This is a genomic window from Bacillus norwichensis (genome assembly GCF_014836955.1).
Classification (GTDB): domain Bacteria; phylum Bacillota; class Bacilli; order Bacillales; family Bacillaceae_C; genus Siminovitchia; species Siminovitchia norwichensis.
Genome location: NZ_JACSPV010000036.1, coordinates 40,431 through 47,215, shown reverse-complemented (window position 1 = coordinate 47,215; position 6,785 = coordinate 40,431). Strand labels below are relative to the sequence as shown.

The following is a 6,785-nucleotide window of genomic DNA, read 5'->3' as shown; positions in this document are numbered from 1 at the left end:
GTGTATTTTTTTGTTTTTTCAGATGTGCTCCCAACTGCTTAGCAGTAAGGGAGACCACCACATTCAGTATAGAACCGAAATTTTATATTGTGGATGTATTTGCAGAGAATAAATATGAAGGAAACCAATTAGCCGTTTGTCTCCCTGATGAAAATATAGAGCAAGAAGAGATGCAGGCCATTGCAAAAGAAATCAATTTTTCAGAGACGACTTTCATTATGTCTGGATTAAAAGAGAACGGTGGGTATGATGTAAAAATCTTTACACCTGACTCAGAAATACCGTTTGCAGGCCATCCTACAATTGGAACTGCTTTTATCATTCAACAATTATTTGAAGATCATAAAGCTGCTGAGATTAAACTAAATCTTAAAGTGGGACAAGTTCCTGTAGTACTTGAAGATCAATATGCCTGGATGACACAAAATCAACCTGTTTTCGGCACTGAATTTGATAGTGAAACAATTGCTAAAGCTTTGCAAATTGATATAGAGGATATTAATAACGACTATCCAATTCAAGTAGTTTCAACAGGCTTACCAAGCATTATTGTGAATCTGAAGACCTTGGATGCGGTGAATAAATGCAAAGTAAATCATCAAGTATATGATGAAATGTTAGAAAAAGTCGGAGATGCTAACCTTCTCGTTTTTACAGATGAAACGATGCATTCTGAAAACGACCTGCACACAAGAGTTTTTATGTTTACTTCCGGTCACTTAGAAGACCCTGCAACGGGCAGTGCCAATGGAAACTTAGCAGGTTACTTATTAAAGCACAACTTTTTTAATAAAAATAATATCAGCTATAGTGTTGAACAAGGTTATTCCATTGGAAGACCATCTCTGTTGAAAGTTAAAGCTAAGAAGAAAGATGACAACTTTGTAATACAAGTAGGAGGCAGCATTTTTATTGTAGCAGAAGGCAAATGGTTATAATCCTTTTTCAGACTATACACTAAACTAAAATAAGTAAAGAAAGGCAAAGCTTTTACCTTTCTTTACTTATCTTGGAACTCCATCCATTGTTTCACCAAACGCTTCGGTGCCGCGTGCAAATAGGCTTCTTGAATAAGATCTGTCAAGTCCTCCCAGTCTTCCTCCACTGGATTTTGGAAAGATACCCAGCCATGCCGCCCAATATACGGAGTTTTAAAAAACTTCTCTTTTTGCAGCAGTAAAGCTTGGGTTTCATGGTCAGACTTGAAGGATACACCGAACCCGTTCTTATTTTCACCTGAAATCACAAATGATTTACCATTGATTTTAAAAGTATTGTGACCGAAACCATCGATATGCTCAACAGTCTCAGGCAGCGCAAGACAAATATTGCGCAACTTTTCAAGTACACCTGCCGTATCTAGTGATTTCATATTTCATTCACCTATTATTAAGTTTTATTTTGCATTTTCATCGGGTTGATGAATGCCAAAAACATTGCCTTCGGTATCCAGATAGTATCCTTGCCACGCCATTCCAGGAAGAGCATATTTAGGCATAGCGACCTTACCGCCCTTCTCAATAATTCTAGCTTCTGTTATATCGTAATTTTCTACTCCCATTGTGCAAGCAAATCCATTTAACGGTTGATTTGCTTCTGGCGAAGCACTCTGCCGCTGCATCAATGCACCATTAATCCCTAGTTCACTTTCATTGCCCGTCACCGCTCCAAAGTAAGGCATTCCTGCATAATCACTCCAGTCTTGAAATGACCATCCAAATACCTCGCCATAAAACTTCTTTGCTCGATCCATGTCATCAACGTGAATTTCAAAATGAATTAATCTTCCCATCATTTCCCTCCTATCTTTACTATCATGCAATGAATTCTTAATTTTATTATAATTATTTCAGGAAAAAATTCTATAGTAATAGGAAACTTTTATCCTCATTTCCCATTAACTCGAAAATGCGGTTACTCCAATAGTTACTGCAAAAATAATTAAAATGACACCAAGGCCGCGATCAAACCAATGCATATATTTTCGATAAATACCTCTGAAATAGTGATTAGAAATAAGTATCGCAAGCAGAATAAACCAAAGTCCGACTGCTAATATAATTTCCCCGCCATATATCCAACGCATCCATTCAGGAGTGCTGTGTCCAATAAATTGTGAAAATATACTAAGAAAGAACAAAGCTGATTTAGGGTTTAAAATATTACATAAAAAACCTTCACGAAAACTCTGCCCTGCAGACCGGTTAAGTAGTTGTCCTATATGCAATTCGTTCGATTTGGCTTTCGAACGGATTCCTTGGAATCCCAACCATAGTAAATAGACAGCTCCAAGCAGTTTGATCATATTAAAGACAAACGGCCATTTTTCCAATATGATCGTGAAGCCCAAAACAGTATAGGAAACATGCACAATCAATGCACTGGCAATTCCTAACGCTGCAGCCATACCGTTTTTTCTGCCCATCCCCAAGCTGTTTTTCATCACAACGACAAAATCAGGTCCTGGCGATAAAGCTGCCAAAATACCTATCAAGAAAATCTCCAGATACATAGAACCTCTTCACCTCTTTATATTATGGACAATATAAGTAATTAATTCATTCCCACGCCATAGTGAATCAAGCTGTTCACTCCCCCATTTTTCAGTTACAACCTTCATCATCATATCGTGCCGGATATATTCTTTTGCCAATATAACCAGCATTGGATCAGTCGTTTGAATTGCTTGTGGAGTCTGACCATCAATGAATCCTGCAATTAACACTTCCAGATGATCCTGAATAACAATCGTTAATCTTTGCCCCATTCTCTGTTTTTCAATAGAAGACGTATTCGGACGATGATAGAATGCTTTTCCGAAAGACGCTGTCTCTTGCTGTGTAAAAAGCAGCGAATACATATGAATCCCTTTTTCAAGTTGGATTTCAGCTGAGCTGCGCAGTTCCTCGATTTCCTCCTCCCATGCAGAAAGCCAGATCTCCTCTTTTGCATTCAATATCAGTTTTTTCATAGCACCAATGATCTGGGAACGTTCCTCGATATGCTTAATTACATTTACTTTGGCCGGCTTTTCAACCGATTGCAATTCTTTCTCAAGAAAATCGAGTGTATTCTCTGCTTCCTTTCTTCTATTTGCTATCAGTTCTTTTACAGATAGTGGAATATATGTTGATGTCTCAGTACGCAACTCTATGATAGCTCCCTTTGCCAATAATTTATCGATAACGGCATAAACCATAGATCGCGGTACACCGCTCTTTTTACTGATTTCATAACCATTCATCCCCGGCTCTTTCAGTAACGCCATGTAAGTCTTTGCTTCATTTTTGGAAAATCCAATTTCTTCAAACGTTCCGATTAAATGCTCCATATTTCACGCTCCTTTTTAGTTGTTATTCATATTACTACTATAATAAAATGAATAAATGGTTCAGGTCAATAAAAATCCTGAGTACTTTTAACTTAGTACAAAATAAAGCTGGCAAACACAATTACCGTTGCCAGCTTTACATTATGGTCCGTAAATTTATTGAGTGTCATCCTTGGTAACAGTCCTGATTTCAATTTGTACTATTTCAAATGCACCCAGATTTTCTCGAGCTCGCTCATCTAAAAAATCTGCATTCAAACTTTGTTCAGCCAGGGGTCTGGACCCCCACTAAATGCAATACCATTATGCATTCACCTCGCCACCGACAAAAATGGGACACTTCAGTTACACATTATCCATTGATACAGTCACAGCAGCATTTCAAGATAATTCCACCACTTCCAAAACACTCATATTGAAGGCGATATAAGAGTGAATTATATTGAGGTACTATCCAAAATTATGGAGGTACCATATGATCAAGGAATGGAATTTATTGCGAACACTAGCCTGTTTAAGTATAGTTTTTCTTCATAGTACAACTCAGCTGTCAAAGGTAATCGAACATCCGCATATTGATCTTTATTACTATGGCAGAATCCTCTTATGCATGGCTACGCCAGCTTTTATCGTTTTATCTATTGTAATTTTAGCTAATCGCTATCCACAGCGCCTGCCTGAAAGTTTCTGGGGAAAGCGAGGAAGCTTTATATTTATTCCATTTTTATTTTTCGCAGTAGTTGATGCCTTCGTAACTCATTATTTGAACAACAATGTAGTGATTGAGGAAAAAATCGTAGAAAACATACTCACCGGAAATTTTGTCGGCTGGTTTATTCTGGTTATTTTTCAGTTTTATGCACTTCAATTCTTGGTAACCAAATTTAAATTATCGATGAAATGGTTATTACCACTAAGTCTAATATTGATGTTCAGTTATTTATTTGCAATCAATGAAGGGCTGATCAAATTGGACAACTATTCACATGTTTTGAGAATTCCCTTCATTGCTTGGTTCGGTTACTTCACTGTTGCATACTTAATCGGAAAATACTATAAGACACTTTCAAAAACACTATTGAAATACCGTTGGCTTACTTTAGTACTGTTTATACTATCAGCTGCTTTCCTATATTACTCATATAGTTCTGGTCTTGTAACTGGCACACATTCCAGAAGGATGGATTTATTTCCAGTGGTCATTTCCTTCTGCTTAGCAATATTTGCTTGGGGACAAAAGATTCCCGAAAGTAAGCTAGTTAATCTTATCAGTAATTACTCGTTCGGCATTTATTTATTGCATTGGCAATACCAGCGGCTTCTCGCCCCATACTTTAATGGATTATTTTCCAGCTACTTTGCCAGTGTTTTATTATTATTTGCCGTTTCACTGGCTGCATCCATTTTTACAATAAAATTGATTTCCTATTTGCCTTTTGGAGCTTTCATTGTTGGTAAAATAAGAAGAGGAAAAAAGAAACCTGGCCAATCCAAGCTTATCGAACAAACAGCTTAAGGCTCAATCCAGTTTATTTCTCCAAGATCAGCGATGGCAAACATGCTTATTTTGAACAGATTCTAATGCAGATTCCGGCATGTATTGCAAACGCGAACCCCATATTGGGTTCGCGTTCTGGGGATCGTGCGATAATTATGTTTATTGTGCGAAATTCGGGGTTATTGTGCGAAAAATACTTTTATTGTGCGAATCCCGGGGTTATCGTGCGATATTCACTTTTATTGTGCGAATCCCGGAGTTATCGTGCGATATTCACTTTTATCGTGCGAATCCCGGAGTTATCGTGCGAAGACCTATTTCTGCACATGTTACGCGTCAGGGCTCTCACGTTACCAGATTCCTGGCAGAAGGAAGATACAAATTTCCGAGTTCCTTTAATTTTTCTATTATAGTGTCCTCAATATAATCGTTCAATGGCAATGCTTCTTTTGAAAAGGGGCTTAGTTGAGGGTTTTCACCTATCATAATGGAATGTTTCGCATGTTGAAACATTGTAATATCATTTGCATCATTGCCGAACGCTACATATTCTCCATCAGTGACACCAAGTTGTTGTAATCCTGTCCATTTATTTATTCCTTTAGGGCTTATGTCTAAAACTCTTTCATTGCTATGAACGTTCACTACGACATCCAGTGCATCAAGATCTTGTTTTACTTTTTCCATATTATTTGAGGTCAACATTAATACTTTTATTATTGGGTGCAGTTCGCCCAGGGTAACATTTTTAGCCAATTTGTGTGGATCAAGATTACGAATAATAGAATGCTCAGTTGTCCCCGTATATGCATAGTTCCATGAACCATCAATTAAATAAGTAACATCATACATATTGATTAAAGTGATCAGTTTTGAAAGAGTCGTTTCATCAAAACCTGTGGTAGAGATGATTTTTCCTTGGCTTGCAACGATGGCTCCATTTCCGCCTACCATTGAATAATGGTGGCAACGTTCATGTAGAACTGGAAGCAAATCACGGATTGGCCTTGCAGAAGCGAAAAGCACTTCATGCCCCAGTTCTACCAATTGTTCCAACTTGTCAAGAATCTTATCTGAAACAGGTATCCCTCTAAAACAAATGGTCCCATCTAAATCAAAAACAAATTTCATTTATTTCCACTCCAACAAATTTTAATTGTTCTTATCATAACAGTTTATCTTATAATGAAAAGGACAATTGTCCAGATAGGGTGCTTTCAATGAAACTTATTAGTGATTCAGATCTTATGAATGTCATGCTGAATGAATTTCAATTGGGTCATATCTTTGACTTAGACAAACAAATCCCATTTGCTCTGTATCAATACAAATCAGGTGAAGTTATTTTATATGAAGGAACTGAGGCTCAAACTTTATTATTTTTGGTAAAAGGAAAAGTAAAAGTCACTTCAAGTATAGAAACTGGAAAATCACTATTGCTCCGCTTTAGCGAACCCTTTTCCATTGTGGGAGATTTAGAATGGATTCGCAACATTCCTATCCAATCTCAAATTGAAGCAGTGAATGACTGCTTACTCATCGGACTGCCATTCGACTATATTAATAAGCACGAAAAAGATAATTCCAAATTTTTACACATGATTTTAGATCATATTAGCTATAAACTTCAAACATGTACGACGGCTTCTCGTGTTAATTTACTAGCCTCAGTTGAGAATAGATTTGCAAGTTATCTTTTATCTACGATGTCTCATGGACCTGAGAACGAATTCGGCAAAGAGTTAAAAACGTCTAATATCTTAGAAATTGCAAACCTGCTTGGTACAACACATCGTCACCTTAATCGAGTGATTCACTCTCTGACTGAAAGGAAAGTGATTGAAAGAAGGGACAATGCGATTCGGATATTAGATATGAAAACATTAGAAATAATATCCAATGGGATCAGTTATTAAGTATTCAACAATCTTCCTCTTTTGTTGAATACTTATTTCT

8 protein-coding genes are annotated in these 6,785 nt (G+C 37.0%); 3 read left to right on the top strand and 5 right to left on the bottom strand.

Features of this window, described 5'->3' with window-relative positions; all coding sequences use genetic code 11:
- Positions 1-89: 89 nt before the first annotated feature.
- A complete protein-coding gene (locus H9631_RS16810; protein WP_318246826.1) occupies positions 90-938 on the top strand; it encodes a PhzF family phenazine biosynthesis protein in 849 nt (282 codons plus the stop codon).
- Between the two features lie 62 nt (positions 939-1,000).
- Here the strand turns inward: H9631_RS16810 and H9631_RS16805 are convergent, their stop codons facing one another.
- From H9631_RS16805 to H9631_RS16790, 4 genes are all read right to left on the bottom strand, one after another.
- On the bottom strand, positions 1,001-1,372 hold the full coding sequence (locus tag H9631_RS16805) for an MmcQ/YjbR family DNA-binding protein (protein ID WP_191814855.1): 372 nt from the start codon (positions 1,370-1,372) through the stop codon (positions 1,001-1,003).
- Between the two features lie 24 nt (positions 1,373-1,396).
- Positions 1,397-1,792, bottom strand: a complete 396-nt coding sequence (locus H9631_RS16800; RefSeq protein WP_191814853.1) for a VOC family protein — start codon at positions 1,790-1,792, stop codon at positions 1,397-1,399.
- A 105-nt stretch (positions 1,793-1,897) separates the two neighbouring features.
- The gene (locus tag H9631_RS16795; RefSeq protein WP_191814851.1) at positions 1,898-2,512 is read right to left on the bottom strand and encodes a LysE family translocator; all 615 of its coding nucleotides are present in this window, start codon (positions 2,510-2,512) and stop codon (positions 1,898-1,900) included.
- Between the two features lie 9 nt (positions 2,513-2,521).
- Entirely contained in the window at positions 2,522-3,331 is an 810-nt protein-coding gene (locus H9631_RS16790; RefSeq protein WP_191814849.1) for a TrmB family transcriptional regulator, read from the bottom strand.
- Between the two features lie 475 nt (positions 3,332-3,806).
- Here H9631_RS16790 and H9631_RS16785 point away from each other — a divergent pair, with 475 nt between their 5' ends.
- Positions 3,807-4,847, top strand: a complete 1,041-nt coding sequence (locus tag H9631_RS16785) for an acyltransferase family protein (RefSeq protein ID WP_191814847.1) — start codon at positions 3,807-3,809, stop codon at positions 4,845-4,847.
- A gap of 327 nt (positions 4,848-5,174) precedes the next feature.
- Here the strand turns inward: H9631_RS16785 and H9631_RS16780 are convergent, their stop codons facing one another.
- Positions 5,175-5,960, bottom strand: a complete 786-nt coding sequence (locus tag H9631_RS16780) for an HAD-IIB family hydrolase (RefSeq protein ID WP_191814845.1) — start codon at positions 5,958-5,960, stop codon at positions 5,175-5,177.
- Positions 5,961-6,049: 89 nt separating this feature from the next.
- On the opposite strand from H9631_RS16780, the gene H9631_RS16775 reads away from it, so the two are divergent.
- Positions 6,050-6,745, top strand: a complete 696-nt coding sequence (locus tag H9631_RS16775; protein ID WP_191814843.1) for a Crp/Fnr family transcriptional regulator — start codon at positions 6,050-6,052, stop codon at positions 6,743-6,745.
- Positions 6,746-6,785 lie beyond the last annotated feature (40 nt).

What these genes read in the sequence shown, in the direction of transcription:
- H9631_RS16805 (WP_191814855.1), bottom strand. Translation starts at nt 1,372, where the DNA reads ATGAAATCACTAGATACGGCAGGTGTACTTGAAAAGTTGCGCAATATT.
- H9631_RS16800 (WP_191814853.1), bottom strand. Translation starts at nt 1,792, where the DNA reads ATGGGAAGATTAATTCATTTTGAAATTCACGTTGATGACATGGATCGA.
- H9631_RS16795 (WP_191814851.1), bottom strand. Translation starts at nt 2,512, where the DNA reads ATGTATCTGGAGATTTTCTTGATAGGTATTTTGGCAGCTTTATCGCCA.
- H9631_RS16790 (WP_191814849.1), bottom strand. Translation starts at nt 3,331, where the DNA reads ATGGAGCATTTAATCGGAACGTTTGAAGAAATTGGATTTTCCAAAAAT.
- H9631_RS16785 (WP_191814847.1), top strand. Translation starts at nt 3,807, where the DNA reads ATGATCAAGGAATGGAATTTATTGCGAACACTAGCCTGTTTAAGTATA.
- H9631_RS16780 (WP_191814845.1), bottom strand. Translation starts at nt 5,960, where the DNA reads ATGAAATTTGTTTTTGATTTAGATGGGACCATTTGTTTTAGAGGGATA.
- H9631_RS16775 (WP_191814843.1), top strand. Translation starts at nt 6,050, where the DNA reads ATGAAACTTATTAGTGATTCAGATCTTATGAATGTCATGCTGAATGAA.